26 protein-coding genes are annotated in these 24,457 nt (G+C 70.3%); 11 read left to right on the top strand and 15 right to left on the bottom strand.

Going from position 1 to position 24,457, the window contains the following annotated elements; genetic code table 11:
• Positions 1 to 10 precede the first annotated feature (10 nt).
• Positions 11 to 1,345 carry an IS1380 family transposase gene (locus tag J5X75_RS22540; RefSeq protein WP_208469494.1) on the top strand — a complete coding sequence of 445 codons (1,335 nt, stop codon included), beginning with the start codon at positions 11 to 13 and terminating at the stop codon, positions 1,343 to 1,345.
• A 208-nt stretch (positions 1,346 to 1,553) separates the two neighbouring features.
• Positions 1,554 to 2,036 (top strand): SMI1/KNR4 family protein, encoded by a 483-nt coding sequence (locus J5X75_RS22535; RefSeq protein WP_208469459.1) that lies wholly within the window; start codon positions 1,554 to 1,556, stop codon positions 2,034 to 2,036.
• Positions 2,037 to 2,214: 178 nt separating this feature from the next.
• On the opposite strand, the gene J5X75_RS22530 is transcribed toward J5X75_RS22535, so the two are convergent.
• The 3 genes from J5X75_RS22530 to J5X75_RS22520 all read right to left on the bottom strand — a co-directional run bounded on the left by J5X75_RS22530 (position 2,215) and on the right by J5X75_RS22520 (position 4,835).
• Positions 2,215 to 2,985, bottom strand: coding sequence for a hypothetical protein (locus J5X75_RS22530; protein WP_208469458.1), 771 nt, complete (start codon positions 2,983 to 2,985; stop codon positions 2,215 to 2,217).
• Positions 2,986 to 3,353: 368 nt separating this feature from the next.
• Positions 3,354 to 3,722, bottom strand: coding sequence for a hypothetical protein (locus J5X75_RS22525; protein ID WP_208469457.1), 369 nt, complete (start codon positions 3,720 to 3,722; stop codon positions 3,354 to 3,356).
• A gap of 84 nt (positions 3,723 to 3,806) precedes the next feature.
• Positions 3,807 to 4,835, bottom strand: a complete 1,029-nt coding sequence (locus J5X75_RS22520) for a hypothetical protein (protein ID WP_208469456.1) — start codon at positions 4,833 to 4,835, stop codon at positions 3,807 to 3,809.
• Positions 4,836 to 5,048: 213 nt separating this feature from the next.
• Between J5X75_RS22520 and J5X75_RS22515 the strand changes: the two genes are divergently transcribed.
• The 4 genes from J5X75_RS22515 to J5X75_RS22500 all read left to right on the top strand — a co-directional run bounded on the left by J5X75_RS22515 (position 5,049) and on the right by J5X75_RS22500 (position 7,979).
• A complete protein-coding gene (locus J5X75_RS22515) occupies positions 5,049 to 5,708 on the top strand; it encodes a ClcB-like voltage-gated chloride channel protein (protein WP_208469455.1) in 660 nt (219 codons plus the stop codon).
• Positions 5,709 to 6,005: 297 nt separating this feature from the next.
• On the top strand, positions 6,006 to 6,431 hold the full coding sequence (locus J5X75_RS22510) for an NUDIX domain-containing protein (protein ID WP_208469454.1): 426 nt from the start codon (positions 6,006 to 6,008) through the stop codon (positions 6,429 to 6,431).
• Between the two features lie 143 nt (positions 6,432 to 6,574).
• Entirely contained in the window at positions 6,575 to 7,555 is a 981-nt protein-coding gene (locus tag J5X75_RS22505) for a hypothetical protein (RefSeq protein ID WP_208469453.1), read from the top strand.
• Between the two features lie 247 nt (positions 7,556 to 7,802).
• Positions 7,803 to 7,979 (top strand): hypothetical protein, encoded by a 177-nt coding sequence (locus J5X75_RS22500; protein WP_208469452.1) that lies wholly within the window; start codon positions 7,803 to 7,805, stop codon positions 7,977 to 7,979.
• Positions 7,980 to 8,024: 45 nt separating this feature from the next.
• Here J5X75_RS22500 and J5X75_RS22495 read toward each other — a convergent pair whose 3' ends face one another.
• Positions 8,025 to 8,627: a CGNR zinc finger domain-containing protein gene (locus tag J5X75_RS22495; protein ID WP_238488821.1), complete on the bottom strand. Its 603-nt coding sequence runs from the start codon at positions 8,625 to 8,627 to the stop codon at positions 8,025 to 8,027.
• Positions 8,628 to 8,672: 45 nt separating this feature from the next.
• Here J5X75_RS22495 and J5X75_RS22490 point away from each other — a divergent pair, with 45 nt between their 5' ends.
• Positions 8,673 to 9,431: an MBL fold metallo-hydrolase gene (locus tag J5X75_RS22490; RefSeq protein WP_208469451.1), complete on the top strand. Its 759-nt coding sequence runs from the start codon at positions 8,673 to 8,675 to the stop codon at positions 9,429 to 9,431.
• Between the two features lie 115 nt (positions 9,432 to 9,546).
• On the opposite strand, the gene J5X75_RS22485 is transcribed toward J5X75_RS22490, so the two are convergent.
• On the bottom strand, positions 9,547 to 10,722 hold the full coding sequence (locus J5X75_RS22485; protein ID WP_208469450.1) for an MFS transporter: 1,176 nt from the start codon (positions 10,720 to 10,722) through the stop codon (positions 9,547 to 9,549).
• 16 nt (positions 10,723 to 10,738) lie between these two features.
• Between J5X75_RS22485 and J5X75_RS22480 the strand changes: the two genes are divergently transcribed.
• Positions 10,739 to 11,785, top strand: coding sequence for a LacI family DNA-binding transcriptional regulator (locus J5X75_RS22480; RefSeq protein ID WP_208469449.1), 1,047 nt, complete (start codon positions 10,739 to 10,741; stop codon positions 11,783 to 11,785).
• 4 nt (positions 11,786 to 11,789) lie between these two features.
• On the opposite strand, the gene J5X75_RS22475 is transcribed toward J5X75_RS22480, so the two are convergent.
• Positions 11,790 to 13,700 (bottom strand): alpha-glucuronidase, encoded by a 1,911-nt coding sequence (locus J5X75_RS22475; protein ID WP_208469448.1) that lies wholly within the window; start codon positions 13,698 to 13,700, stop codon positions 11,790 to 11,792.
• A 133-nt stretch (positions 13,701 to 13,833) separates the two neighbouring features.
• Here J5X75_RS22475 and J5X75_RS22470 point away from each other — a divergent pair, with 133 nt between their 5' ends.
• Positions 13,834 to 14,673, top strand: coding sequence for an SGNH/GDSL hydrolase family protein (locus J5X75_RS22470; RefSeq protein ID WP_208469447.1), 840 nt, complete (start codon positions 13,834 to 13,836; stop codon positions 14,671 to 14,673).
• 52 nt (positions 14,674 to 14,725) lie between these two features.
• Here the strand turns inward: J5X75_RS22470 and J5X75_RS22465 are convergent, their stop codons facing one another.
• Positions 14,726 to 14,992 (bottom strand): helix-turn-helix domain-containing protein, encoded by a 267-nt coding sequence (locus tag J5X75_RS22465; protein ID WP_208469446.1) that lies wholly within the window; start codon positions 14,990 to 14,992, stop codon positions 14,726 to 14,728.
• A 59-nt stretch (positions 14,993 to 15,051) separates the two neighbouring features.
• Between J5X75_RS22465 and map the strand changes: the two genes are divergently transcribed.
• Complete coding sequence (gene map / locus J5X75_RS22460) at positions 15,052 to 15,819, top strand: type I methionyl aminopeptidase (RefSeq protein WP_208469445.1); 768 nt, start codon at positions 15,052 to 15,054, stop codon at positions 15,817 to 15,819.
• On the opposite strand, the gene J5X75_RS22455 is transcribed toward map, so the two are convergent.
• Together J5X75_RS22455 and J5X75_RS22450 are read right to left on the bottom strand one after the other, a co-directional pair.
• Positions 15,779 to 16,366 (bottom strand): NAD(P)H oxidoreductase, encoded by a 588-nt coding sequence (locus J5X75_RS22455; protein WP_208469444.1) that lies wholly within the window; start codon positions 16,364 to 16,366, stop codon positions 15,779 to 15,781. The two genes, map and J5X75_RS22455, sit on opposite strands and share 41 nt — an antisense overlap.
• On the bottom strand, positions 16,363 to 17,451 hold the full coding sequence (locus J5X75_RS22450; protein ID WP_208469443.1) for an alkene reductase: 1,089 nt from the start codon (positions 17,449 to 17,451) through the stop codon (positions 16,363 to 16,365). The genes J5X75_RS22455 and J5X75_RS22450 overlap by 4 nt, the downstream gene beginning before the upstream one ends.
• An 83-nt stretch (positions 17,452 to 17,534) precedes the next feature.
• Between J5X75_RS22450 and J5X75_RS22445 the strand changes: the two genes are divergently transcribed.
• A complete protein-coding gene (locus tag J5X75_RS22445; protein ID WP_208469442.1) occupies positions 17,535 to 17,996 on the top strand; it encodes a MarR family winged helix-turn-helix transcriptional regulator in 462 nt (153 codons plus the stop codon).
• On the opposite strand, the gene J5X75_RS22440 is transcribed toward J5X75_RS22445, so the two are convergent.
• The 6 genes from J5X75_RS22440 to J5X75_RS22415 all read right to left on the bottom strand — a co-directional run bounded on the left by J5X75_RS22440 (position 17,972) and on the right by J5X75_RS22415 (position 24,457).
• Entirely contained in the window at positions 17,972 to 18,343 is a 372-nt protein-coding gene (locus tag J5X75_RS22440; RefSeq protein ID WP_208469441.1) for a hypothetical protein, read from the bottom strand. The two genes, J5X75_RS22445 and J5X75_RS22440, sit on opposite strands and share 25 nt — an antisense overlap.
• Before the next feature lie 23 nt (positions 18,344 to 18,366).
• On the bottom strand, positions 18,367 to 18,546 hold the full coding sequence (locus J5X75_RS22435) for a DUF1349 domain-containing protein (protein ID WP_307798207.1): 180 nt from the start codon (positions 18,544 to 18,546) through the stop codon (positions 18,367 to 18,369).
• 72 nt (positions 18,547 to 18,618) lie between these two features.
• Complete coding sequence (locus J5X75_RS22430; protein ID WP_307798206.1) at positions 18,619 to 20,604, bottom strand: beta-galactosidase; 1,986 nt, start codon at positions 20,602 to 20,604, stop codon at positions 18,619 to 18,621.
• Positions 20,601 to 21,272, bottom strand: a complete 672-nt coding sequence (locus tag J5X75_RS22425; RefSeq protein WP_208469440.1) for a hypothetical protein — start codon at positions 21,270 to 21,272, stop codon at positions 20,601 to 20,603. Before J5X75_RS22425 ends, J5X75_RS22430 begins: the two co-directional genes overlap by 4 nt.
• Before the next feature lie 57 nt (positions 21,273 to 21,329).
• Entirely contained in the window at positions 21,330 to 22,814 is a 1,485-nt protein-coding gene (locus tag J5X75_RS22420) for a GH39 family glycosyl hydrolase (RefSeq protein ID WP_208469439.1), read from the bottom strand.
• Entirely contained in the window at positions 22,814 to 24,457 is a 1,644-nt protein-coding gene (locus J5X75_RS22415; protein WP_208469438.1) for an ABC transporter substrate-binding protein, read from the bottom strand. Before J5X75_RS22415 ends, J5X75_RS22420 begins: the two co-directional genes overlap by 1 nt.

Below are 24,457 nucleotides of genomic sequence, written 5' to 3'. Positions count from 1 at the left end.
ATGGCAGAATCTGGTGTCGTGCGCCGGGCTCGTGCCGGTAATGCGGCTGGCCGAGCAGGCCGGTCTGCTCGATGCGGTCACCGATCTGGTGCGCCTGCCGACGGACAAAGGCGCGAACCCGGCCGGGAAGGTCGCCACGGTCGTGGCCGGGATGCTCGCCGGCGCGGACAGCATCGATGACCTCGGCATCGCCCGGCACGGCGGCATGCGGTCGCTGTTCGGCGGCGTGTTCGCGCCCTCGACGCTCGGCTCGTTCCTGCGCACGTTCACCCACGGACACGTCCGGCAACTACAGGCGGCGGCCCGCCGAACGTTGATCGGCCTAGCCGCCCGGACGCCTATCCTGACCGGCGCCGACACGCTGTGCTTTGTGGATATCGACTCGATGCTGCGCCGGGTCTACGGCAAACAGAAACAGGGCGTCGGGTTCGGCCACGCCAAGATCGGCGGCTACAACGTCTGGCTGCGCGGCTACAACCCTCTGGTCACGACCCTGTCCACGCCCCTGTCCCCGCCGGTCGTGGCCGCGACCCGGCTGCGCTCGGGCAACACCGGCTCCAGCCGGGGCGCGGCCAGCATGATCGCGGAAACAATCACCATCGCCCGCGCGTGCGGCGCGACCGGCGAGATCGTCGTCCGCGCCGACTCGGCGTTCTACGCCAAGACCATGATCGCCGCCTGCCGACGCCGCGGGGTGCGGTTCTCGGTCACCACCCGCATCGACGCGAAGATCCGCACCGCCTGCGCCGGCATCACCGAAGACCAGTGGACCGACATCCGGTATCCGCAAGCGGTCTGGGACGAAGACGAACAACGCTGGATCTCCGACGCCCAGATCGCCGAAACCACATACACCGCGTTCGCCGGCAGCCGTCACGCGGTGACCGCCCGGCTGATCGTGCGCCGGATCCGCCGCGACGACCCGCGACAAGCCCCGGGCCAGCAGGAACTCATTCCTGCCTACCGCTATCACACAGTGTTCACCGACAGCCCGTTCACCCTGATCCAGGCCGAAGCCCAACACCGCCAGCACGCTGTCATCGAGCAGGTCAACGCCGATCTGATCGCCGGACCACTCACCCACCTGCCGTCCGGCCGGTTCTCGGCCAACGACGCCTGGCTGACCTGCGCCGGACTCGCCCACAACCTCACCCGGGCCGCCGGGCACCTCGCCGCCGGAACCTTCACGACCGCCCGCAACACCACGATCCGAACCCGGATCATCAACGTCGCTGCCCGCCTCGCCCACCGGGCCCGCACCATCCACCTGCACCTACCCAAGCACTGGCCCTGGCAAGCAGCGTTCGAGAACCTGCACACCGCAGTCCACCCCGCACCCGGCTGAACAGGCCACACCGGCTAAAACCAGGCGGCCCGACCACAGGCCACAACCCTCTCCCGCCCCGAGCGACCGCATCCCGGAGCAAGCCGATCACGCAATCGGCGACCTCTGCATTCCCAGACCCGGCCGGCCTCGAAAACCATTCACCCACTCACGCGACGAACCGCGTCGGTGGATCGAGGCTCAGGCTGAAAGTGCGTAAGATCCGTCCATGGATCTTGCTGAGTTCGAGGCGCTGGCCGAACCGCTACGCCAGAAATCGGCTGAGACGCGGTCCACGTACGGATTCGCCCTGATCGAGGGTCAGACCGCCTCCGCGGACGAGATCGCTAACCTCGAGCTCGACATGGCGGTGACCTTCCCGGCCAAGTACAAGACCTTCATGATGCGCTTCGGCGGCGGTACGTTCGGCTACGTCGAGTTGTTTCCGATCGTGGCTACGCCCGGCACCTACGACGATCTCGCTACCATCAACGACAGCGAGTTTCCCGACCGCAGCTTCCTCGCCGTCGCCCCGGTCGGCACCGGCGACTACTGGGGCTTTCCGGTGATCGACGGTCGCTGCCTCGACGAGGTCTGGTGTCACTACCACGACGTCGACGACGACGATCTCGTCGCAGCGGATTTCCTGGAGTTCATAGCCGAGTACGGGCTGAAGAGTTGCGCTGATCGGGCACTGGAACGGCGGAAGTAACCCAGCCGGAGGCCCTTCACTCGGGAACGCGGACTGCGGCCCGTTGCGTGCGGAGGCCTGGCAGAACCGGCCGATGGACGGTGTCATCGAGTTTTCGTTGCACTCCGTATGACAGCCCAGCGGCGACGGTTGCTGTTTTCGTGCCGCCTTCGGGTATGGCGCTCAGTCGAGTTCCCAGTCAGCGATCATGGCCGACTTCTCGCCGGTGGCGGCGGTACGTAATCGGACGGGTCGAGCGTCGGCGCGGATCTGGAAGCGGACTCGTCTTCGACCAGTTGCCCTTCGAGGCCGATCGTTGAATGGCTCGTGCGCCACTGTCTGAGCAACTCAGCTGGATGCGCCTCCGGTCACCGGCGACGCCCCGGCAGCCGTTACGGCGGCGAACGGATCGCGGCAAATGACGTGTGGGCTTCCCGTCCGATGAGGAATGCTTGCGCTTGCAGGTGATTCCGGTCTCACTCGAGCGCTTGGGGTACGTGGAACGGCGCTCCGCAGCGTGGGCAGGTTGCGCGCCCGAAAGACGCGGGAGCTTGCCAGCGACGGCTGGCCGGCCATGAGCCTGCGAGAGGACCAGCAGCCGGTTTTCCATTGTCGCCTCGGCATGCTCGACGGGCGCTACCGTTGTCGGCGCAAGGAAAGGATCCGTGAAGCTCGCCATCAGGAAATCCGGGCCCTCGAGATCCAGCACCAGATGCTCGCCGCAGGACGGGCAGTCGATCTCTGCTTCACCGCTGGCGAGCCAGTGAAGGTTCCGCTGCCAAACGCCGCCATTCTCGAACGCCATGAGCGCTTCGAGCACGTAGACGAATTCCATGTCACTGGTCGCGTATCGAAGGTTCCTGACGGCTACGGCGTGGAGAGCGGCCAGCTCGTTCGCGTAGCGCTGCCGCACAGCCGCCGGATCCTCCGGGCCGTCAACGGACGCGACGATCGCGGCTGCAAGGTGCAACGCGGCAAGGTACCCGCGGGGTCCACGCTCACGGCTCATCTGTGCGAGCGCGGGAAGCGCGGCGTAGCTTGCGCTACAGACCCCGCCTTGGTGGTACAAACGGGTCCACAGATTCGCCCAGGCTTCGTCAGTCTCGGTTTCCGCGGCTGCGGCAGCCGCCAAGAAGGCGGGCACCTGCTCGGCGGACCCGTATGTGTCCCGCAGCGACGCCCACTCTGTCACGCCTCGATTCAAGCAGAGCGTGCCCGTGCTTCCGGGCGGGCCCCGCCGCCTGCTCGAGGTGGTGACCTGCCGTCACAGCCGTTCGCCCGACGCACACCTGGGCTTCGGCACACCTCTGCGAATCGCCGTGGACGGTGCGAGGCCGGTCACGGTGCGCCGTCCACGTCTTCGCCGGCGGCTGCGGTCTTCGAAGCAAACCAATCGCGGACGCTCGGCCGGCTCACGAGAATGAGGTAGACGACTGGCCATATCGCCTGCTGGAAGGCTTCCGCCGGACTGAAGGCAAGTGCAGCCAACGCGGCGATGCCCAGTCCGATCCAGCAAAGGACCACCACCGTCAGCCGCCCCCAGCGGAGGCCCAGTTGCAAGGATCGTGCCAGCACGACGTAGAACGCCCCGTACAGCAGTTGGCCCCAGACCGGCAGCATGTTGGTCAGGCCTCCGACCGAGCCACCCCAACCGAACATCGCGAACGTGATGACCAGCCCGCCACCGATATACAGCAGGATTGCCACCACCGTCACTTGTGGCGGCGTAGGCGAGGGACGTTCGGGCACTGCGGTATTGAACCAGACGCGCCGCGGCGTGCGTCCCAATGTTCAGTGATGCCGCGCGAGATGAGCGCGCAGTCCAGCCGGCCACAGTTCCAGTTCCCGATCGACGAGATCCGCCGCATCGTTCGGGGAACCTTCGATCCGGTGCAACTGCGACTTGATCAGCGTCCGGCCTGGCAGTACCAGGTGCTCGATCTCTCGCCGGAACGGAAAAGCCCAGTGGGCGATCCGTCCGCGGGACTGGCCGTCGAGGACCAGCTCGGACCGGTGCGACCACCGCCGCAGGCCGCTCGTGACGGTCATCTCCAGCAGGAAGCTGTCAGGGTGGGTCCAGCGGGCGTCGGTCACCACGATCGCTGATCCGGACTGCATCAGCATCGGCTGGGTGGTGGCCTCGATGAGATGTGCACGGACCAGGTCGTCGGCGATGGTTATGCGGCCCACCAGTTCGGCCGCCTCGGGGGCGTCGATGTCGCCGTATAGGCCGTAGAAGGAGCCGGCCATTCCCTCCGCGAGTGGCGCGTGCAGTGCCGGCATCTCCGCGGCGGCCAGGAATAGGTCCCGCTTCACAGGCCATGCCAGCGGCCCCGCGACGCGCAGGATCCCACCCCAATGGTCGGCCGGCACCTGCGTCAGAAGAGCGGCGAGAACGCCGGGAGCCTCCTGGTAGGCCTCGAAGTAGTCCATCACCAACCCGTACTCGGCCGAATCGGCGACCGGCTGGGGGCCGTGGACCAGCATGGCGGCGTACTGGCGCACGATCCAGTCGCGTAGCCGGACGTCGCCGTCGTTCCATACGAACCGCAAGTACATCAGGGCCGAGTACGAAGGGCGCTCCTGATGGAACAGGACCAGTACCGCCGCCGTCACCGGTGACGCGTCATCCAGATACACATCGTGGCCGTCAGGTTCGACGATTCCGCCGTCAACGGCGTCTTCGACAACCAGATGCAACGCCCTATCGACTGTTGCGCGGTCGGTGCCGAGCGCTACGAGCTCTCGATCCCAGGCGGCGCTGCCGATCGGCGGCGGAACATCGACGGCGGAAGGCAACGCCGACGGCTGCATGGACATCCAGCGAAGGCTAGACCAGCAGGCCGACGATGCAACATGGATTCCGGCACCGCGAGCACTGTCGGCGGCTGGATGAGCGCGCCGGGTTGACCCGTGGCGCCGGACGGTGAACATCGCCAATCCATGACAAATTCGCGGCGAGAGAAGGGTGCAGGGGGTTCGGCGGCTGGGGCTGATCGGAAGGTTCCGAAAGCGGAGGATCTGCGAAACCCTATGCTCTTGATCATGGAAATCACGGGTGCGCCGCGCTTGGTCCGGCTGTCGTCGATTCTGCTCGGCGTGCTGGCGGTGACCGGTCTGTTTCTCGTCGTCGTCGCGGTGGTGGAACTGCGGTGGTGGGGCACCTCCGCGCCGGAGAAGCTGACGGCGATCTTCGCTGACATCGCCGATCAGGACGGGCCGACGCCGCCGATGATGCTGCGCGGTCACGGCGGTGCGATCGAGCTGCTCGTGATGGGTGCGGTCGGTGTGGCCTGCGGTGTTCTCGCGCCGCTTGTCCTGCGCGGCCGTCGTTGGGCTCGCACCACGATTCTGGTCACCACCGCGGCTCTGACCTTGTGGGGAATCTTCTCCGTCGGCGCCGACGGCAGCGTCCTGACCGGATTCCCGGCCTATTTCGACGAGCTGGCCGGCGCGGGATTCGCTGCGCGCATTCCCGAGATCAACGCGCTGCTCTACCCCGACTGGTATTCGTGGGTGGAAGACATCGCCCAAGGCCTTCTCCTGACCCTGTCGCTGACCTGTCTGGTGGTTCTCGCCTGGGCCGTCATCCGGCACGGTGACTACTTCACGACCAAGAAGGCGGATCAGGCCGGGCCGGATGTGTGGCAGGAGACGCTCAGCCGCATCCACCAGAAGGGCACGGAACGATAGGCGGGCACGGAGACCACTCGCCGGACCTGTTTGCGGGGTAACGGCGACGCCCTCTCGTCGGCAGTTCAGCTTCGGTGTCGGTGACCATGGCGAACGACCCTGCCGGCATGCCGTCGAGAGCCGCCACGCGCGAGCTCGCCGACAACCGGCCGGCCTCGTCTGCTCCGGTCAGGAAGAACACGAAGTAGTCACCGAACGAGGTTCCCTCGTCGTATGACTCGGCTGCTCCCTCCGCCAGATCGACCAGGAAATCCTCCACGGAAGTCGCCAGGCGCACCACGCTGACAGAATGCGCGCATGTCGATCGCTTCTGGGAGCGCTGGCCGGGCCCGCATCGTCACCGCGTTCATTCGGGACGGTGGCCGGGTGTTGTTGTGTCACCGATCCCCGCACCGGCTCCGGTTTCCCGACGTGTGGGATCTGCCGGGCGGTCACGTGGAGCCTGGAGAACCGCCGGGCGTTGCGCTTGCTCGGGAGGTACGGGAAGAGCTGGGCATAGTGGTCGCGCCGCCGGCGGGGGAGCCGATGCACGAAATCCATGCCGATGCGTTCCACATGCGGATCTGGCTGATCGAGAACTGGGACGGAAGTCCGGCCAACCTCGCTCCGGACGAACACGATGCCATCGGATGGTTCTCGAAGGACGAACTCGGGGGACTGCTTCTGGCCCACGACAGCTACCTTGCGAGGTTCACCGGGGCACTCTCTGGGCAGGGCACCTGAACGGGCGCACCGTCATCGGTCAATGAAGGCCTCGATGGTGACCGGAAGGTTCCAGGCTGAGCACGCCTCGTACCGATAGGGGGCTGGGAACCGGCTGAGGACGGTTCAGCCGGTTCACAGCCGGCTTATCACAGGATCGATGCATGTCGCTACGTCGTGTTTTCGCGGTCGCCTGTGCGGTGTTCGTCGTCGGTGAGGTGGTGCTCCGGCTGTCCTGGATCGCTGGTGGCCGCTGGGGGTACACCGCCTGTGACCGGACCGACCTCGGAGATCATCCAGTCGGCGGGTGTGGCGCCGACCAGGTTGCCGCGGTGCCGTTCGCGGCCGGGTGGGGCGCGCTCGGCCTCTTCGTTGTGCTTGCGGTGCTCATCGCGTACCCGGATCGTTGGAAAGGTGCCGTGACCTGGATCGCGGCCGTGATCCTGCTGGTTCTGGCGTTTCCGCTGCATCTGTTCTTCGAGATTCCGGCGGGGGTCGCCGGGCATCCCACCGACTGGCGGGACATCGGTGGCCGGGTCGCGTTGCTGGCCGGTGGTATCGCCTTCGCCGGGCTGGCGAACGCCGTGGGGCCGCGTGGGCCGGCGCCGACCGAGTTCCGGCCGGTGCCGGGGTGGGCGCGACACTGGGCCCATGTGGCGGTGGCGGTGCCGATCGTGGGCTGGGCCGTGCCGCACGGGCTGTGGGTGCTCGGGGTGCCGTTCGGGATCTCGGAACAGAAGCTGGGCAGCGCCGACGGAGACCTGTCGAACGCGACCGGGGTGGCGATCGCCGTGGTGCCGCCCCTGGCCGGGCTGCTGGTGCTCGGGTTGGTGCAGCGGTGGGGGCAGCATTTCCCGCGGTGGGTGCCGGGGTGGGGCGGCCGGCGGGTTCCGCGGCTGCTCGCGGTGCTGCCCGCGGGGACCGTGGCGATCACGCTGGTGACCTACAGTGTGTTGAGTTTCGGGGTGTTCGCCGGGAAGGTGCTGGACGGGGAGCAGAGCTGGGCGCAGGTTCGTGAGGGCTGGGCGACGGTCGCCACCCTGCTGGTCTTCCTCGGCTGGGGCGTGGCCGTGGGCGTGACCACCGCCGGATATGTCATGGCGACCCGCAGGTCGGTCAACGGACAGCAGGCGCGGACCGGCTGAACCCGTGCACCGCGTGCGGCAGCGTCGGCACCGGCCGGGTCGTCGCTGCCGCACACCGGACAGTTCGGCCTCGCCAGCACCACGAGCCCGGCCCTGCTCAGCGCCCCGCGCGGGGCAGTTCGTCGAGAGGAAAGCGGTCGGCACCGGCAACTGTGAGCAGATTCTGCCGATCACCCCACGGGGTCCCGCTCCCGGCTCTGACGCAGACGGGCCTGCGGGATCGCGTCGTCCCGCTACGGTGGTCGGTGTGACGGAACCGCAGCTCGCCTGCCCGCTGTGTCGCGGAACGGAATTCCAGCACGAGGAGTCTCGCCAGGACAGCCGGTGGGGATTCACCAGTCATCGCATGACCTTGATGATCTGTGTCCGCTGTCGCTACGTTCTCCACTTCTACGACAAGAACAGCATTTTCGATTTCGACTGATCGTCGCGCGACTTCTGCGGCGTGATGAGCCGTGGGGCGCTGTCGTCAGATGCGGTCGGCGCGGCGGGCGTAGGCGCGGGCCGCTCGGGCGCGGTCGCCGCAGCGGACCGAGCACCAGTGGCGGCGGCCGGTGCGCAGCAGGTAGCGCATGCAGGGGCTGGAGTCGCAGGCGGTCAGGCGGGCGGCGTCGGGGCCGGTGAGCAGGTCGGCGGCGTCGGCGGCGAGCACACCGAGGGCGTGGTCGACGGCCTGGTCGGTCGGGTGCGGCGCGGACCGGTGCAGTCCGGTGGCCGGATCCCAGCGCAGCTCGGCGGCGGTCGGCACCCGGGTCAGCGCCGTGTTGACGGCGGCCAGGGCCTCCGCGGGCGGCTCGGCACCGTGGACGTGTGCCGCGAACAGCTCCCGGATCCGCTCCCGTAGCGCGCGCAGCCGGCCCGCGCAGATCTCGTGCAGGACGGTGCCGGCCGGGGCCAGATCCCGCTCGATCAGCCAGCGGGCCGCCTCCCGCGGTGTGCCGATCAGGTCGGTGACCTGACCGCCGGGCATCGAGAGCCGGCTGTTGGCGAGGTCGAGACCGGGGTGCCGGTCGGCGCCGGGTGCTGCGGGAATCACGGGTCTCACGGTACAGCTTGCGTTTATCCGTGACAAACGGCTAGCTTCACGGATGACAGCCCTTCTATCCGTGAGGTTCCCATGTCTGACGCGTTCCCTGTCCGGACCCTCGGCGGCCCTACCGCCCTGTTCGAGTACGGCGGCCTGCGGCTGCTCACCGATCCCACCTTCGATCAGCCCGGCAGCTACACCTCGCCCAGCGGCAACACCCTGACCAAGCTGGCCCCGCCCGCGGCCACGCCGGACTCCCTCGGCCCGATCGACGTGGTGCTGCTCTCGCACGACCAGCACGCCGACAACCTGGACGACTCCGGCCGGGCCCTGCTCGCCGACATCCCGCTCACCCTCACCACGGTCAGCGGCGCCGAACGGCTCGGCGGCGCCGCCCGCGGCCTCGCCCCGTGGGAGTCCGTCCAGGTCGGCGCGGTGACGATCACCGGCGTCCCGGCTCGGCACGGCCCGGTGGGCTGCGAGCCGATGACCGGCGAGGTGACCGGATTCGTGTTGACCGGCGACGGATTGCCATCGGTCTACGTCAGCGGGGACAACGCCGCCCTGGAACTGGTCGAGCAGATCGCCGAGCGGTTCGGCCCGATCGACACGGCGCTGCTGTTCGCCGGGGCGGTGCGGACGCCACTGTTCGACGGCGCGCTGCTCACTCTGGACAGTGAGCAGGCCGCCGAGGCCGCGCGAATCCTCGGGGCGAAGCGGATCGTCCTGGTGCACTTCGACAGTTGGGCGCACTTCACCGAGGGCCGTGACGCCCTGGTCAAGGCATTCACGGCGGCCGGCCTCATCGACCGCGTCCAGCTCGACCGACCCGGCCGCGACGAAGACTGACGCGGCGAAAGCAGGCGCGACGAAAGCGGAAGCGGCGAAGACTGACGCGGCGAAAGCGGAAGCGGCGAAAGCGGGCGCGGCGAAGGCGGAAAGTGGTGAAAAGCCGGGGCCGGTGTCATCGGGCGGGCTCGACTGGATTCGGGCGGCGGGTGCGCAACCCGGTCCAGAGCAGGCCCGCGGACAGCGCGATCATCACCGGTTCCAGGACGAAGGCCGCGCTCAACCCGTACCGGTCGGCGAGAGTGCCGAGCAGATAGGGCGACGCCGCCGTGGCCAGGCCGAGCACCACCTGGGATCGCGCGTTGGCGGTGTCGCCCTGGCCGGGCGCGGCGTCCAGGGTGAGACCGACGGCCAGCGGGTATAGGTTGGCGACGCCGGCGCCGCAGAGGAACAGGCCCACGATGGCCGGAACCGGGTGGTCGGCGAGCCAGAACAGCAGGAACGCGCCGCCGGTGAGCGCGAGTGACGCGTACAGAAGGGGGATGCTCCGCCCGGGACGGCGGGTGACCGCCGCGCCGAGCGTGCGCCCGATCAGGATGCCGAGATAGTTGGCGCTCAGCGCGGTGCTGGCGGCCGTCGCGGACAGGCCGGTCGTCAACAGCATCTGCGGGCCGAAATAGAGGAGGCAGAACTCGATGGCCGCGCTCATCGCGGTCAGCACGGCGAAAAGCCAGCAGGCCAGCGGTAGACGGCCGGCCTCGCCGCTGTCGTGGCGCTGCGCCGCAGGTGGTAGTGCGACGCCGCGAAAGCGCAGGTAGAGCGCCAGGAGGCAGACGGCCGGGAGGGCGAACGCCACCCGCCAGCCGAGGGCGCCGGCGGCCAGCGCGCCCAGGATCAGTGGCGCGAACACGGCGGACGCGCCCGCGCCGATGTTGGCCTCGGTCAGCGCCTGGTCGCGGCGGCTGCCGTGCCGGTCGGAGAGGATCGCCTGGGTCACGGCGACCAGGGCGGCGCCACCCACGCCGAACAGGACGGCGGCGGACAGCGTGACCGGCACGCCCCGGCCGAGGGTGAACATCGCCGCCGCGACCGTGTTGATCGCGGCCGAGCCCCAGAGCAGCACGGTGCGGGGCAGGTGGCGGGCCGCGAGGGCGAATCCGGCGCCGGCGGCCGCGGAGCCCAGCGACCAGAGCACCGAGTGGAAACCCAGCAACGTGTACGAGAACCCGAGCTCGTCGCGGAGCAGGGTGACGGCGGGGCCGAACGCGTACAGCCAGAAGGTGAAGGAGCCGAGCACCGCGTAGGAGAGGACGGTGGGCGCGTCCCGGACGATACCTGTGTAACGATACACAAGTAGAGTCTGCGGCATGGCACGTGATCCCGGCAACTCCCGACGACGACCGACCATGGGCGAGGTCGCCCGCGCTGCCGGGGTGTCACCCATGTCGGTGTCGTACACGTACTCCCAACCGGAACGGGTGTCCGCCGAGACCGCCGAGAAGGTGCGTGCCGCCGCCCGGCGGCTCGGCTATCCCGGCCCGCACCCGGCGGCCCGGTCGCTGCGCCGCGGCCGGGTCGGCTCGCTCGGCGTGGTGCTCGGCGAACGGTTGAGCTACGCGTTCGACGACCCGCAGGCGGCCCGCTTCCTGGCCGGGGTGTCCGACGTGTGCGCGGCCGAAGGGGTGGGCCTCACCCTGGTCCCGGTGACCGGCGCCGCCACCGACGCGCAGCGGGTCGCGCAGGCCGCGGTGGACGGCTTCGTCGTCTGGACGACCAGCGACGACGACCCGATCCTGGACGCGGTCACCGGCACCGGCCTGCCCGCGATCATCCACGCCGGACCGGAACGCCCCGGCCTGCCGGCGATCGGCGTCGACGACCGGGCGGCGGCCGTCGCGATCGGTGGGGTGGCGTTCGCGGTGGCACGGCGGCCGGTGGTGCTCGGGTTCCCGCTCGACCGCGTCCGGACCCGGCAGCTGCTCACCGGCGACCAGGTGGGGGAGATCCGTTACCACGTCACCCGCCGGCGGTGGGAGGGCTTCCGGGAGGCGTGGGTTCACGCGCCGGCGGACCTGCGCCTGGCGGTGTGCCCGGTCAACCACACCGGTGCGGGGGAGGACTTCGCGGCCGACCTGTTCCGCGGCACCGATCCACCGGACGCGATCGCCGCGATGAGCGACGAACTGGCCCTCGGCGCGCTGCGGGCCGCGGCGACCGCGGGCCTGCGGGTGCCCGCCGACGTGGCGGTGACCGGCTGGGACGACAGCGACGCCGCCGCGCCGGCCGGTCTCACCACGGTGGCCCAGTCACTGCGCGACCAGGGCGCGGACTGCGCGCGGGCGGCTCTCGGCCGGCCCACACGGACGTCCTACCGGGACGCCTGGCACGTGGTCACGCGCACCACCACGCCCTGAGCGGTCAGTGGATCCGGCGGCCGTGGGCGTCGGGGACGCCGGACTTGCGGTGGAAGTAGGTGTTGATCTGGTCGCGCCACTCGTCGGCGCTGCGCTGCTGTTCGTCGAGGCGTTCGGTGACGCGGGCGTGCAGGGCCGGGTCGACCAGGCCGGCCGCCTCCTGCCAGCGCTCGCGCATGGCGGCGACCCGGTGGGCGCCGGCGAAGTGGGTGTCGTAGATGTGCTGGATCACCGTGACGCCGCTGTGCAGGACGTGGCCGTACGGCACGTGGTGGAAGAAGAGCAGCAGCTCGTCGGGGCAGGTGGCGAGGGACTCGTAGCGGTCGGCCCACGCGGGCGGGTACTGGGCGGTGAAGCCGGTCCCGGTGGCCACGGTCCGGTCCACGCCGACGCCGTCACGGTCGGCGAAGTGGTAGGTGCCCCACGGCGTGTACTCGTAGCCGTCCACGTCGGGGCCGTAGTGGTGGCCGGGGCGGACCATGAAGCCGACGCCGAGCGGGGCGGTGTACTGCTCGTAGGTCTGCCACGACTCGTCCATCAGGTCGTGCAGGATGTCACGCAACTCGCCGGAGGCGCCGGGGAAGGTCAGGTCGATCCACTCGTCCAGGATCGCGATCGGGTCGCGGGCGGGGTTCCAGGCGAGCCGGCCCACGGCGTACAGGTTGGCCTGGGCCAGGGGGTGGCCGGTCCAGAACGGGTCGTCGCCGGCGTTCGAGACGGCGGCCAGGCCGGACACGTGACCGGCGACCGCCCGTAGCACCTCGCTCCACATCGGCGGCAGGTAGCAGACGTGCCGTTGCTGGCCGGTGTACTCGCCGGTGACCTGCAACTCCACGGCCAGGCGGGTGGACGGCATGCCGAGCAGCACCGGGGAGATCGGCTCGCGCGCCTGGAAGTCCATCGGACCGTGCTTGACCTGGAGGATCACGTTGTCCCGGAACGCGCCGTCCAGGCCCGCGAAGTGGTCGTGGGCGGCCCGTGCGCGGTCGGTGGACCGGTCCCGCCAGTCCTGCCGGTGGTTGTAGACGAAGGCCCGCCAGTGGACCACCCCGCCGTACGGCTCCAGGGCCTCGGCCAGCATGTTCGCCCCGTCGGCGTGGCTGCGGCCGTAGGTGAACGGGCCGGGCTGCCCCTCCGAGTCGGCTTTCACCAGGTAGCCGCCGAGGTCGGGGACCGCCTCGTAGACCCGTGCCGTGGTGCTCTTCCACCAGGCGCGGACGGTCTCGTCGGCGGGGTCGGCGGTGGACAGGTCGCCGAGGATCACGGGAGCCGCGAAGTTGACCGACAGGTGGACGCGGATCCCGTACACCCGAAAGGTTGAAGCGAGACCCGCGACCTCGGTGAGCCGATCGGTGAGCAGGTGGGTCTCGGTGCTGTGGACGTTGACGTTGTTGATCGCGACGGCGTTGACGCCGGAGGCGGCGAGAAGCCGGGCGTAGTCGCGGATCCGGCCAAGATCGCGTGGCCGCCCGTCGTGCCAGAAGAGCGAGCCGCCGGAGTAGCCGCGCTCGACCTGGCCCATCACCGGGTGCACGTCGATGTTGTCCCAGTGGTCGAGCATGCGGCGGGCCAGCACGGGCACGTGCCGTTCGTCGGCGAGGGCCGGGTCGAAGGCGCGTTCGCCGCGCCGGACCACCTCGAAGAGGCCGTGGAGCAGGCCCGGCGGTCCGTCCGCGCTGATCATCGTGGCGCCGCCGCGGCGTCCCAGCCGGAAACCCTCGCCGCCCGGGCCGGCGATCGACAGGATCAGCTCCGCGGTCTCCCGATCCGGTACGACGGAGCCGCCGAAACGGGCGCAGGCCTGGGCGATCTCGTGACGGACCGTGTCGGCGAGCGGCCCGGTGCCCTGGACCAGGACCCGCCGGGAGCCGACCGCCCGGAACGCCTCGGGCGGCAACCAGGCCGGGTGGATCATGCGCGCCTCCGCAACTCATCGACGCTCCACGATATCGGACACCGTGCCGTCTCCTGCCGCGCCTCGTTCTAGTGGGGTGAATGCTCCCTTATGCTCCTGATGTCCGTTTGCGATCCCCCACCCGGAGTCCGTCATGCCTTACCCCACTGCGATCTTCCGCCGAGTCGTCGCCGCCTGCGCGGCCATGGCGATGACCTCGACCGCCTGGGCCGCCCCCGCGGCCGTCGCCGCCCGTGCCACCGCGCCGGACCCGCTCCAGTACGTCGCGCTCGGCGACTCCGTCGCCGCCGGATACGGGGCCGCCGACACCCGCGACACCTGCGGCCGCAGCTCCGCCGCCTACCCGGCCCTGCTTGCCCGGCAGGCGCGCGGCGCCATCACGCTGCGCTTCGCCGCCTGCGTCAGCGCGACCACCATCGATGTCGCCACCCGGCAGGTGACCACGCTGAGCCCGGAGACGGATCTGGTCACCATCACCGCCGGCGCCAACGACCTGGGCGTCAAGCAGGTCCTGCTGGCCTGCCAGAGCCCGGCCCGGACGGCCGCCTGCCGTACCGGCTACGCCGCGATCGACCGCCGGCTGTCCTCGACCCTGCCGCGCGATCTCGCCCGGATGATGCGTGCGGTCACCACCGCCGCGCCGAAGGCCCAGATCGTGGTGACCGGGTACCCGCTGCCGTTCGCCCGGACCCGGCGCTGCGCCGGCGTACCGGTCCAGCCGGCCCTGCGGACCCGCTCGAACCAGGTGATCCACCGGCTCAACGTGGCCATCGCCGAGGCCGCGCGGCAGTCGCGGGTCCGCTACGCCGACGTGGCGCGGCCGTTCGCCGGGCACGAGCTGTGCACGGCACGCCCCTGGCTGATCGGCACCGAGGGCATCCGCGACGACACCGTCCTGCACCCCACCGCCGCGGGCCAGGCCAAGGGCTACTTCCCCGCCCTGGTCGAGGCCGGTCTCGCGGGCCGTCCCTGACGGCCGCCCGCGCCCGCCGGGTCGTCCTCCCGGCGGGCGCGGGCGCGGTCCTTCACGACGCCTGCGGGACCTGCATGTCGGCCAGCCAGACATCGGCAAGATCATTCAGGGGTACGCCCAGCGCCTGGCTCAGGCACACCACGGTGCCGAACGCCGGCGCCGGCAACCGGCCCGCCTCGATCTTGCGCAGTGTCTCGGGCGAGATGCCGGCCGCCACGGCCACCTCGACGAGGCCGCGGCCACCGCGTGCGGCCCGCAGTGCGGCACCGAGGCGCCGGCCCGCGGCGATCTGTTCGGCGGTGAGCGGTTGGCGAACCATGCCAGCAGAATATCCCTCCCTCGGCAGCGTGGTATAAAAATACCGAAGGGGAGGCTGTCGTGATCGAACTCAAGTCCGCCGCGGAGATCGGCCGGATGGCGGTGACCGGCCGGTTCGTCGGCGAACTGCTCGCCGAACTGAGCGGGGTCGCCGACGTCGGCGTCAACCTGATGGACATCGAGCACCACGCCCGCCGCCGCATCAAGGAGCGTGGCGCGGAGTCCTGCTACTGGGACTACGCCCCCTCGTTCGGCCGCGGGCCGTTCCGCAACGTGCTCTGCCTCTCGGTCAACGACGCGGTGCTGCACGGCCTGCCGCACGACTACGTGCTGCGCGACGGCGACCTGCTCAGCATCGACATGGCGGTCGGCATCGACGGGTGGGTCGCCGACTCCGCGGTCTCCGTGATCGTCGGCACGCCCGACCCGGCCGACCTCAAGCTGATCGAGGCCACCGAGGTCGCCCTGGAGGCCGCCATCGCGGCCGCACAGCCCGGCGGGCGCCTCGGCGACATCTCCGCGGTGATCGGCGAGACCGCCCGCTCGTACGGCTACGGCGTCAACGGCGAGTTCGGCGGCCACGGCATCGGCCGCACCATGCACGAGGACCCGCACGTCGCCAACAACGGCCGGGCCCGCCGCGGCATCCGCCTCGACCCGGGCCTGACCATCGCCATCGAGCCGTGGTTCTGCCGCACCACCGACAAGATCCGGTACGACGAGGACGGCTGGACGATCCGCTCGGCCGACGGCTCCCGTACCGCCCACTCCGAGCACACGGTCGCCATCACCGAATCCGGCCCGCAGGTGCTGACCCGGCGCGACTAGCCAGGGCCTCGTCGATGCCGGTCACATCCGGCTCGGCGAGGGTGTCGTGTATCAGATGCACGGTCGCGTCGGTGATTCCGCAGTACTCCGAGATCCCCACCCGCAGTTGCAGGTCGAGGGCCTTGTCGAAGCCGTGGGTGGCGTAGTGGGCCGCCGAGCCGGCCGCCAGCCCGACCCAGCGCATCCGCTTGCCGTGCAGGGTGGACGGTTCGTAGGCGAATCCCCGGTTCCACACCCGGTCCACCCACCCCTTGGCGATCGCGGGCAGCCCCCACCACCAGACCGGGAAGACCACCACGATCAGATCGGCGGCGGTGACCCGGGCCATGTGCGCCCGGACCTCGGCCGAGTACTCCTTGGCGGCGTCGGTCCAGTCGGGCTCGTCGTCGGGACCCAGCGCCGGGTCGAAGCCCTCCCGGTACAGATCCAGGGAATCGACGGTCCAGCCGCCGGTGGTCAGCGCGTCGCGGGCGCGGGCGGCGGTGGCCGCGGTCAGCGAGTCCGCGCGCGGGTGGGCGAGGACGACGAGCGCGTGCGGCCGGCTCACTCGGAACCTCCCTCGCCGAGCACCGGGTAGTCGGTGTAGCCGGTGTGGTCGCCGCCGTAGTAGGTCGCCGGGTCGGCGGTGTTGTACGGCCCGCCCGCCCGGATCCGGACGTCGAGATCCGGGTTGGCCAGCCACAGGGTCGCCAGCGCCACGGCGTCGGCCACCCCGGACTCGACCGCCTCCACGGCGGACTCGGGTGAGGCCGGGTACGCCTCCGGCGACGGGTGCGGGTTGAGGACCAGGGCGCCGGGCCACGCGGCGCGCAGTCGCCGGGTCAGGTCCCGGTCGCCGCCCTCGATCAGGTGCACGTAGGCCAGGCCCGGCCCGGCCAGCGCCGCCAGCAGAGCCAGGTAGACCGGCGCCGGGTCGGCCTCCCGTACGTTGTTGAACGGGTTGCCCGGGGACAGCCGGATGCCGGTGCGCTCGGCGCCGATGCGGTCGGCGACCGCGGTGACGACCTCGACGGCGAAGCGGATCCGGTTCGGCACCGTCCCGCCGTACGCGTCGGTGCGCAGATTGGTGTTGTCGGCGAGGAACTGGTGGATCAGGTAGCCGTTGGCGCCGTGGATCTCCACACCGTCGAACCCGGCGTCGATGGCGTTGCCGGCCGCGGTGGCGAAATCCGCGACCGTGGCGTGGATGTCCTCGGCCGTGAGCGCGCGCGGCACCGGGTGGTCGAGCATCCCGTCGAGGCTGAACAGCTGCTCACCGGAGGCGACCGCGGACGGGGCCACCGGCAGCTCCCCGTTCGGGTAGAGGACCGGGTGACCGATCCGGCCGGTGTGGGTGAGCTGGGCGACGATGCGGCCGCCGGCCTCGTGGACCGCGCCGGTGACGGCACGCCAGCCGTCGACCTGCTCGGCGGTGTGCAGCCCCGGGGTCAGCAGGTAGCCCTGCCCGATCACGCTGGGCTGGATGCTCTCGCTGACGATCAGGCCGGCTCCGGCGCGCTGCCGGTAGTACTCCGCGGTCAGCGCCGTGACGACGCCGTCCGCGGAGGCGCGGCTCCGGGTCATCGGGGCCATCAGCAGGCGGCTCGGCAGGTGCAGCTTGCCGAGCGTCACCGGCTCGAAGAGTGTGGGCATGAGGAGACCTCCGGGAATGCTTGATTGACTCAAGCATCACCCTGGCACAATTGCTTGAGTCAATCAAGTGTTAGAGTTTGGGCATGGCCGTCCCTTCCGGTCCCGTCTCCCCGTCGACCGAGGCCGAGCGCGCGATGTTCGACTTCGTCGACGCCTACGATCGCGCCTACGAGATGGCCGCCGACCGGCACGGGATGACCGTCGCGCAAGCCTGCGTGCTGGGCCGGATCGCCCGGCCGCGGGGGATGCGGGAGCTGGCCGACGAACTGGGCTGCGACGCCTCCAACATCACCCAGATCGTCAGCCGCCTGGAGGCCCGGGACCTCGTCGAACGCCACGCCGACCCGCACGACCGCCGGTCCCGCCGGCTCACCCGCACCCCTGCCGGGGACGAGCTCAACGCCGCCTTCGAGAAGACCTTCGAGTTCGCCCGCGCGGCCGCCTCCAACCTCACCCTCGAGGAGCAGGCCCAACTGGCCGGACTCCTGCGCAAGGCGCTCGGTGGGGCCGCGGGAGCTGTTCAGGTCGGTGAGGAGCCGTCCTGAACGGCCTGGTGGACCAGGTAGTAGACCCAGTCGACGCTGAGGCCGTGCCGGAAGGCGATCCACTGCACGTCGTAGCCGGCGGCGTACTCGGCCACGATGGTGTCCACGTCCCGGTAGCCCGGCGGAACCGGCGGCGGCTGGGTGTAGGCGGGCGGCGTGTAGTAGTGGGAAGGCTGCGCGGTGAAGTAGGCCGGAGGCGGTGGCTGCGGCGCTGCGTCGAAGCGGAGCTCGCGCTCGACCACCAGGTAGACCTGGGCCACGGTGAGGCCGTAGCGTGCCGCGATGTCCTCCACGGTGTGGCCGTCACCGTACTCGGCGACGATACGGTCGTCCCGGCTGTCCATCACGTCGTCACGGTAGCCGGTCGAGGCTATTCCAGACCCTCGCGCGGGATCGGGGCGCCGACCCGGAAGTCGCGGAAGGTGACCTCCAGGCCCTCGCGCTGCGGGGAGCAGCACATGACACCGACGTCGACGGTCTCCGGCAGGTCCAGGTGGCCGAGCCGGACCAGATGCCAGGAGCCGTCCGGGTCGCCGCGGTGCACGCACACAGCCGGTGACCACGCGGATGACGCCGTCCTCGTCGGACCACCGGGGCGGCTCGTTGAGCCAGGACATCGACATCACGCGATCATATTGACGATCCGCACGCCATAGGGTTCGAGGGTTCGTGGATCTCCGGGGAGCAGACCCTCTCCGGCGGGGACCACCGGGAGGTCGACCGGCGAGGACCCGTGGTTGAGGATGAACAGCAGGCGGGAGCCGTCCGGGGCGACGCGGACCGCGGTCTCCACCTCGCCCAGGTCCGGGTAGGGGCCGAGCAGCCCGTGCCGCCGCAGCACCTGACGGACCACCCAGGTGACGCCGGCGCAATCCAGGCCGGCGCCCACGTACCAGCCGTGGCCGGCGCCGAAGTCGTTGCGGGTGATCGCGGCCGTGCCGGCGTACCAGTCCTCCTCGTACCGGCCGACCACCTCGGCGCCCTGCGGCAGGACCAGCTCGAACAGCAGCCGGGACTGGAACGTCGCGTCGCCCACCCGCACCCGGTTGACGTAGACGGGTTCGCGGGCGTCCCACTCGTCCACGCGGATGCCGAGCAGCGTGCCCAGCGGGCCGGGCACGTCGGTGAGGAACGCGTTGTCGTTCTCGTCGACCCGCCCGGACAGGAACGTGGTGAGCACCGAGCCGCCGCGGAACGCGACCGCCGACAGCCGGTCCGCCAGGTCGCCCTTGACCATGTGCAGGGCCGGCGCCACCACCACGTCGTAGTCGTCCAGCGGCGCCGTCACCCCGATCACGTCGAGGTCGGCGCCGAGCGTCCACAGCGCCCGGTGGTAGGCGGTGACCACGTCCAGGTAGCGGACCAGCCGGGACGGGCCGTCGGAGATCTCCAGCGCCCACCACGAGTCCCAGTCGAACAGCAGCGCCACCCGGGCCGGGGTCCGCGCGCCGAGGGTGACCCCACCGAGGGCGGACAGTTCGGCGCCGAGGGCGGCCACCTCGCGGAACACCCGGGTGTCCGCGCGGCCGGCGTGGCCGATCACCGCGCCGTGGTACTTCTCGCTGGCCCCGCGCCCGGCCCGCATCTGGAAGAACAGCACCGCGTCGGCGCCGTGCGCGACCGCCTGCCAGCTCCACAGCCGCATCACGCCGGGCCGTTTCAGCGGGTTGACGTCGCGGCAGGCGGTGACGCTCGGGGTCTGCTCCATGAGCCAGAACGGCTGCCCGTCCTTGAGGCCGCGGATCAGGTCGTGGGCGAGCGCCATCCGGGCCGGTGAGCGGTCGTCCGGCGGGTAGTTGTCCCAGGAGGCGAAGTCCAGGTGCGGCGCCCAGCGGTGGTAGTCGATCGGGCGGTACAGGCCCATGAAGTTGGTGGTCACCGGGGTGTGCGGGTCGGACTCGCGGATCGCCGCCTTCTCGTCCCGGTAGTTGGCGAGCATCGCGTCCGACATGAACCGCAGGTAGTCGAGGGTGATGCCCGGGAAGGCGGTGTGGTCGGGGCCGCGCCAGTGTTCGGTGAGCGCGGACGGCGGCTCGATCTGGTCCCAGCCGGTGAACGTGTGCGACCAGAACGTGGTGTACCAGGCCGCGTTCAGCGCCTCCAGAGTGCCGTAGCGCCGGCGCAGCCACCCGCGGAATCCGTCGGCGCAGAGGTCGCAGTAACAGGCGCCGCCGTACTCGTTGCCGACATGCCACGCGATGACCGCCGGGTTCCCGCCGTAGCGCTGGGCGAGACGGCGCGCCATCTCGGTGGACAGGCGGCGGAAGACCGGGGAACTGGGGCAGGAGTTGTGCCGCTGCCCGTACCGGTGCTTGCGGCCCTCGAAGTCGGTGCGGGTCACCTCCGGATGCCTTTTGGCGAGCCAGGCGGGGTGTGCCCCGGTTCCGGTCGCCAGGCAGATCCGGCGGCCCTCGGCGGCGGCGCGCTCGACGATGCGGTCCAGCACGGTGAAGTCGTAGACGTCCGGGCCGGGCTGGGTGAGTCCCCAGGTGAAGACCCCGACCGTGAGGGTGTCGATGTGCGCCTCGCCGAAGAGCTTGTGGTCCTGGTCCCAGACGGGCGCCGGCCACTGCTCCGCGTTGTAGTCGCCGCCGTAGCCGATCTTCACCAGGTGAACTCCTTCCGGACGACGGCGATCAACCGCCGGCTGTTGTGCAGCAGCGCCAGCACCAGCACCGATCCGGCCAGCGCCACGACCGCCTCGGAACTGGCCAGCACGCCGCCGAGAACCACGATCACCAGACAGGCGTTGCCGAGGCTCACGCCCGGCGTCCGGATGACGAGGTACGCGGCCAGGCGCGCCACGTCACGGGTACGGAACGCGAACAGTGACGTGATCACGAGAGCGTTCAGCATCCACCCTGTCGCGCCCGCCGCGACCAGCACGATCGGCCCGGCCCACCAGCCGGGCAGCCCGGCCGCCCCCAGGTTGGCCAGATTCATGGCGAGCACCGTGATCCAGCCGAGCCAGAACGCCCAGATCAGCAGTGCGCCCCGGGCGTTGAGACGGTAACCGCGCAGGAACGCCGCCGTGGGCCGCAGATCGGTCAGGTCGTTGCTGCGGTGGTGCAGGGCGTAGAGTGCCGCCGACAGCGCGGGCCCGGCCGGCAGCGCGCACAACGCGACCAGCGGCAGGTTGCCGACGTCGCGGTCGAGCAGCAGCGTCACGAGCCCGGGCAGGGTGGTGACCAGAAGCAGCGCCTCGACGACGAGCAGGTTGTGCACCATCGCGGCGGTCCGCGACAGCGGTCCGGCGCCGAACGCGAGCTGGCTCATGCCGTCACCTCCGCTTCGCGTTCCGGACCGAGCCTGATGACGCGCTCGCAAGCTCGCTCATGGCTCCTCCCCGGACACCAGCCGGCTGTCGTCCCACCAGGGCGGCGTCTCGTCGGCCACCGGGGTGAGCTCCAGCAGGGTGACCTCGTGCCGGGCGAGGACGATCTCGATCTCGACGCGGCCGTCGACGACCGGAACGCTCCGGTGGACCCGGGCCGGTTCCGCGGCGTCCCGCAGCATGTCCACCTGCCGTGGCGAGGGGGCGAGCGGCCGCCCCATCTCCCGCCACGCCGACCACGCGTTGCCCCGCTCGTCGTCGACGCTCGACCGCAGCAGGAACACGGCCGGGCCGGGCGCCGGGACGGACAGCAGCACGTGGTGGGTGGCCGGCGAGTTGGCCGCGTCGGTGTGGTCGACCGGCGCCCAGGCCAGGACGGTGACCCGGCCCGAGGCGTCGGCGGTGATCAGGTGATCGGGTCCCCGCGAGACGAGATCGGGCGCCAGGCGCGCGAGGAAGGCGTACAGATGGAAGATCGGCTTCTTGATCTGACGGTGTGTCAGCAGGCCGAATCCGCCGTGGAAGAGCGCGGTGGGCACGCCCTCCTCCTCGAACATGTCGCTGAACGTCCAGTAGGCGAACGAGTCGCACAGGTCGCCGCCGCCGGCCAGCACCGGGGCCAGGTAGGCGGCGTGGAAGGCGGTGTCGTGGACCGGGTTGTCCGGCCGGTACGACGAGTTGAACTCGGTGATGTGCACCGGCAGCCCCTCCAGCGGTGTTCCGGCCAGCTGCCGCCGGGGCAGCGCGAACTGCTCCAGCAGCGCGGACGCCGGCGCCAGGCTCTGGTGCACGCCGAACGGGACGTGCCGGGCCGGGCCGGACGTGTAGGCGTGCCGGCTCACGAAGTCGATCGGCACGTCGTGGCGGGAGACGAACGCGGCGAACGATTCCAGCCACTTGTCGTCGCCGGGGGAGATGGCCGGCCCGCCCACCTGGAGCGAGGCGTCCACGTCCTTGACCGCGTTCGCGGACACCTCGTACAGGTGGTGGTAGGCGTCCTCGTCGGCGTCCTGCCAGAACTGCGGCAGGTTCGGCTCGTTCCACACCTCGATCGGCCAGCCGCGTACCTCGTCGATGCCGTAGCGGCCGATGAGATGCCGCAACGTGGCGCTGATGAGGCCGGCCCACTCGGCGTGCGACGCCGGTGGCGTGACGTTGCCGCCCCACCAGAAGACGGTCTGGTCGCCGGAGGCCAGCCCGGACGGCATGAACCCGAGTTCCAGGAAGGGCCGCACGCCCAGCTCGAGATAGGCGTCCACGACCTGGTCGAGGTAGGTGAACGCGTGCCGCACCCGGCGCTCGCCGTCGAGGACGTACGGCCGGTGGATGCCCATCCCGTCGCTGAACAGCCCGTGCCCGCGAAGGTGGCGGAAACCGATCTCCCGCTGCACCAGCGCCAGGGACTCCTGACAGTCACGCCGCAGCGCGAGTTCCATCCGGCCGGTGCCGACGCATTCCCGCCACGCGGTGGGGAAGCGGCTCATCAGCCGTGTTCCTTCTTGTACCGCTCGTAGGCCTTGTTCACGGTGTCCACGTACTGGGTGGCGTTCTTGCCCTCCAGCTCCTTGACGTAGGCGTCCCATTCGCTGAGCGGCCGCTGCCCGAGGATGAACCGCAGCGTCTGCTGGTTGACGTGGTCCTTGAGGGCCGACGCCCACAGGGTGACCTGCTCGCGTTCCACGTCGTTGAGCGGCGCGGGCGGGTCGACCGGGCGGATCTCGCGCTTGTTCATCTCGGCCTGGAACGTCTTCTCCTCCTCGGAGAACTGCGAGTTGAGCATCGCGGTGCTGCCGCCGTACGCGAACACGCCGTTGAAGAACCCGTAGTCGACCTGGAGGTCCTTGGGCGCGTCCGGGTTGAGGCCGCCCCACTTGACGCCCGGGTCGAGTGCGAAGCTGCCGTCGTCGACCTTGCCGGTGTAGGTCTGCCCCTCGATGCCCCACTTGCTGAACATCAGGCCGGCGTCGGAATACCAGAGCCAGTCGATGAACTGGATCATGGCCACGAAGTTCTTGCTCTCCAGGGCCTTCTTGCTGATCATGATGCCGTTCTCCAGGCGGGACTCGCCGGGCAGCGTGGCGCCGGCCGGGCCGGTCGGCAGGATCAGCTTGGAGACCTTGGCGCCGGGGATCTTGGCGATGTCCTTGCGGAGTTCGTTCACCAGGGTCTGCGCGTTGACGCTGATCACGAACGACTTCCCGTTGGCGAATTTCTGGCGGGCGATGTCGTCGGTCTGGGTGAAGCTCTCCGGGTCGATCAGTTTCTCGGCGACCAGGGTGTTCAGGTACTGCAGCACCTGCCGGTACTCGTCCATGGCGCCGGTGAACACGAACTTCCCGGCGGCGGCGTCCCAGTGGGTCGGCCGGTAACCCCAGCCGGCGTGCGTGCCGTACGCGGTGGCGACCAGGTTGAGCAGGTTGTTGGCGCCGGGCTGCGGCGGCGTGCTCCACCGGTCGGAGAGCGGGTAGACGTCCGGGTGGGCCTTGCGCATCTCGCGGAGCACGGTGGTCAGCTCGTCCCAGGTCTGCGGCTGGGACAGCCCCAGCTTCTCCATGACGTCGGTGCGCACCCCGAGCGAGTAGTCCTGCCAGGCGTTCTCGTGCAGGCCCGGGAGCAGGTAGTACTTGCCGTCCTGTGCCTTGAACCCGTCCAGGTTGGGCTGGAGGTTCCAGCGGGCGACCTTCTCCTTGTAGTGCGGCATGAGGTCGATGTAGTCGCTGACCGGGATGATCGCCCCGCTGGCGATGAACGCCTCCTCGTCCGGGTGGTACGTCTTCGGGATGATCATCGGGGCGTCGCCGGCGCTCACCATGACGCTGCGCTTCTGGTTGTAGTCGCTGCCCGGCACCGCGGTGGACTCCAACGTCACGTTGGTGCGCTTGGTCAGCTCGGCGAAGAACGGCCAGTCCGCCTTGTACGGGTAGCCCTGGTTGCTGAGCATCATGATCGAGAAGGTGATCGGCTCGGTGGCCTTGAACTGGTCACCCACCTTGAACCCGTCCATGGCGCCGGCGCGCTTGCCGTCCAGTCCTTCGGTGGACTCCTCGCCGTCACCGCAGCCCGCGACGGTGGTGACGGCGGCGGCTCCGAACGCGGTGAGTAGGTGTCGTCGGGTCAGCTGAACCAT

Origin of the sequence: Actinoplanes flavus (genome assembly GCF_017592555.1) — a bacterium.
GTDB classification, from domain to species: Bacteria; Actinomycetota; Actinomycetes; order Mycobacteriales; family Micromonosporaceae; genus Actinoplanes; species Actinoplanes flavus.
Note: the sequence above shows the minus strand (reverse complement) of the source record. Positions and strands in the feature narration are given on the sequence as shown.

Excerpts from the sequence above, each read along its gene's own strand:
- J5X75_RS22535 (WP_208469459.1), top strand. The coding sequence starts at position 1,554 with ATGGATCTTGCTGAGTTCGAGGCGCTGGCCGAACCGCTACGCCAGAAA.
- J5X75_RS22520 (WP_208469456.1), bottom strand. The coding sequence starts at position 4,835 with ATGTCCATGCAGCCGTCGGCGTTGCCTTCCGCCGTCGATGTTCCGCCG.
- J5X75_RS22515 (WP_208469455.1), top strand. The coding sequence starts at position 5,049 with ATGCTCTTGATCATGGAAATCACGGGTGCGCCGCGCTTGGTCCGGCTG.
- J5X75_RS22510 (WP_208469454.1), top strand. The coding sequence starts at position 6,006 with ATGTCGATCGCTTCTGGGAGCGCTGGCCGGGCCCGCATCGTCACCGCG.
- J5X75_RS22505 (WP_208469453.1), top strand. The coding sequence starts at position 6,575 with ATGTCGCTACGTCGTGTTTTCGCGGTCGCCTGTGCGGTGTTCGTCGTC.
- J5X75_RS22490 (WP_208469451.1), top strand. The coding sequence starts at position 8,673 with ATGTCTGACGCGTTCCCTGTCCGGACCCTCGGCGGCCCTACCGCCCTG.
- J5X75_RS22480 (WP_208469449.1), top strand. The coding sequence starts at position 10,739 with ATGGCACGTGATCCCGGCAACTCCCGACGACGACCGACCATGGGCGAG.
- J5X75_RS22475 (WP_208469448.1), bottom strand. The coding sequence starts at position 13,700 with ATGATCCACCCGGCCTGGTTGCCGCCCGAGGCGTTCCGGGCGGTCGGC.
- J5X75_RS22470 (WP_208469447.1), top strand. The coding sequence starts at position 13,834 with ATGCCTTACCCCACTGCGATCTTCCGCCGAGTCGTCGCCGCCTGCGCG.
- J5X75_RS22465 (WP_208469446.1), bottom strand. The coding sequence starts at position 14,992 with ATGGTTCGCCAACCGCTCACCGCCGAACAGATCGCCGCGGGCCGGCGC.
- J5X75_RS22450 (WP_208469443.1), bottom strand. The coding sequence starts at position 17,451 with ATGCCCACACTCTTCGAGCCGGTGACGCTCGGCAAGCTGCACCTGCCG.
- J5X75_RS22445 (WP_208469442.1), top strand. The coding sequence starts at position 17,535 with ATGGCCGTCCCTTCCGGTCCCGTCTCCCCGTCGACCGAGGCCGAGCGC.
- J5X75_RS22425 (WP_208469440.1), bottom strand. The coding sequence starts at position 21,272 with ATGAGCCAGCTCGCGTTCGGCGCCGGACCGCTGTCGCGGACCGCCGCG.
- J5X75_RS22420 (WP_208469439.1), bottom strand. The coding sequence starts at position 22,814 with ATGAGCCGCTTCCCCACCGCGTGGCGGGAATGCGTCGGCACCGGCCGG.
- J5X75_RS22415 (WP_208469438.1), bottom strand. The coding sequence starts at position 24,457 with ATGGTTCAGCTGACCCGACGACACCTACTCACCGCGTTCGGAGCCGCC.